This is a genomic window from Mesorhizobium sp. LSJC280B00 (assembly GCF_000502835.1).
In the GTDB taxonomy this organism is placed as follows: domain Bacteria; phylum Pseudomonadota; class Alphaproteobacteria; order Rhizobiales; family Rhizobiaceae; genus Mesorhizobium.
The window spans coordinates 1-2,119 of sequence record NZ_AYVL01000100.1; the positions used below are offsets into that span (position 1 = coordinate 1).

At 62.4% G+C, this 2,119-nt stretch carries 4 protein-coding genes; 1 reads left to right on the forward strand and 3 read right to left on the reverse strand.

Annotation, left to right across the window (positions count from 1 at the left end):
- On the forward strand, positions 1-389 hold a 389-nt coding region (locus X773_RS73395; RefSeq protein WP_023680959.1), incomplete at its 5' end, for a tyrosine-type recombinase/integrase.
- Here X773_RS73395 and X773_RS77170 read toward each other — a convergent pair.
- The 3 genes from X773_RS77170 to X773_RS73410 all read right to left on the reverse strand — a co-directional run bounded on the left by X773_RS77170 (position 386) and on the right by X773_RS73410 (position 1,722).
- The gene (locus tag X773_RS77170) at positions 386-526 is read right to left on the reverse strand and encodes a hypothetical protein (protein WP_023680960.1); all 141 of its coding nucleotides are present in this window, start codon (positions 524-526) and stop codon (positions 386-388) included. The genes X773_RS73395 and X773_RS77170 overlap by 4 nt on opposite strands.
- 288 nt (positions 527-814) lie before the next feature.
- A complete protein-coding gene (locus tag X773_RS73405; protein WP_023680961.1) occupies positions 815-1,336 on the reverse strand; it encodes an RES family NAD+ phosphorylase in 522 nt (173 codons plus the stop codon).
- On the reverse strand, positions 1,333-1,722 hold the full coding sequence (locus tag X773_RS73410; RefSeq protein ID WP_023680962.1) for an MbcA/ParS/Xre antitoxin family protein: 390 nt from the start codon (positions 1,720-1,722) through the stop codon (positions 1,333-1,335). The genes X773_RS73405 and X773_RS73410 overlap by 4 nt, the downstream gene beginning before the upstream one ends.
- Positions 1,723-2,119: the final 397 nt, after the last annotated feature.

The following is a 2,119-nucleotide window of genomic DNA, read 5'->3' on the forward strand; positions in this document are numbered from 1 at the left end:
GCACCAAGACGACGCAAGCCGACGCCGACGCTTTTGTGCTGCTCGTCGGCCGCCCGGTGCTGGTCCTAAAAGACTGGCTCGAGCGCGCCGGCATCACCGACGGCGCCGTGTTTCGCGGCATCGACCGTTGGGGCAATCTCGAAAAACGTGCCCTAACGCCTCAGGCGGTCAACCTGATCCTGAAGCGCCGCATCGGCGAGGCCGGGCTCGACCCGGCAGCGTTCTCCGCCCACGGCCTGCGCTCCGGCTATCTCACCGAAACCGCGCGCCGGGGCATTCCGCTCCCCGAAGCCATGCAGCAGTCGCAGCATCGCTCCGTGCAGCAGGCCTCGAACTACTACAACGATGCCGAACGAACGCTCGGAAGGGCAGCAAGACTCATCGTTTAGGAACCCGGACCGCCGGTTGCGGCGCCGTCCACTAGCTCCATCAGCCGCTCGGCGGCAAAGCCGATCATCTCGCGCAAGAGATCGGAATCCGGAGTCTTCTCCACGAGCGCGCGCAGGTTCATCATGTCGTCGGTCATCGATGGTTCCTTCGAATCAGGTTGGTGTCAGCAACCCGACCTTACCGGCGAACCGTCGATGACCACCGCAAAGCCGCTCGCTCGCTACTGCGCTATCGAGAGCGCGCTCGCGAGCGGCTTCGCTACCGCCGAGCTACACCACCTGTGGGGACGCGACCAGCGAATGCGGAGGAAAGAGCGTTGCGGGGATGGTGCGATCACAATTCGATCGAGGTCGGTGACTGATATTGCCCCGAAAGCGTCGCGCGACACTTGCAGCCGAAAACGTCCCTGCCCTTCCCGAATGCTTCATCGCCAGGACAGCTGGTTCTTCGGCAGCCGGCCGCTCGGGTCGAATTCAGTTACCTTGTGAGGAAGATGCGGACCCCAGTGCCAAAGCACCAGGTTGCGATCCTCCGTTTTGGCACCGGGAGCAAAACTCGGAACCAGAATGCCCGCAATGCCTTGAGGCCGCAGTCGGTCATGGATGGACCATGACGCTGGGCGATTTCCATCGCTGAGAGCCGTCGCCCAGGCGCAGGCCATGTCCTCGAGCGTGACGGAGAATTCTCCCCTCGCCTGCTGCTCTGTCGTCAGGTCCGCAATGTCGTCGCAATCGACTTCGTAGGAACACAGTACGCAAGGGTCGATCCGATGCGCGAAACCCTGGTTGGCTTCCTTGACCGCTGTCATGACGGTCAGCGCCAGATAAAGCGCCGGCACACCCTTGGGATTGAATCGGGCACCCCGGATCGCCGCTCCATCACCGGAAGTCGGCTTGAATGCCCAACGTGGATCGTGCGCCCTGTAGCAGGTTCCGGCAAACCTCAAGCAAAGCCACCAACGGCCATGTGATCGAGATAGTCACGGACCGCAGCGGCCTTGCCCTCCTTCACAAGCGCTTCGGCGGTGCGCCCGCCGAATGCCGGAAGCGGCTGGGCTCGATACCAGGCCATCGCCTGTTCCTTGCCGCCCGCCCAATCCGCCACGCGGCTGATGATCTCGAGCATTTCCCGCAGACGTCCCTGCGTCTTTACCGTCCGGCTGCGCTCCGACCGATAGAGGGTCTCGCGGGCAAGACCGGCGGTCTGAGCCAGCTGGCCCTTGGACATGCCAAAACCGTCCGCGACCTGCTCGATCGCGATCTTCCCGTTGCGGTCCATATAGGACAAGACGAGAGGTTCATTCTGCACGAGTAACTTCGGTGCCTGGCCCATAGCAGCTCATTCACCACATAAATCGTCATATTTTATGTGCAGAAGATATGGCATTTCTCGATCGCTTTCAAGTCCGGAGCCGAACCAGCTTGAGCGCCTGCATGAGTGGACACCAAGGGGAGGTGCTCAACGGACAAAGTCGTAGTCGGGAAACGGCTCAAGCCCGAAGGCCGGGCCTCGTCGCAGAACCAGTCATTGTGACCTGGATCCGAGAAACTTCGTCGCTGCTGCGGGACCCTCGTCAGTTCAAAGTCCGCGACCGACGCTCGACATCTCCGAGCCGCTTGTACGCCACCCAGGCATCCGCAGGGACGGCGCTGCCGGCCCGCGCCAGCCAAGCCGCGCGATTGGCCTCGGTAAGTGAGTTCCACCACACTATCCCGGCGGTTTCATCGGG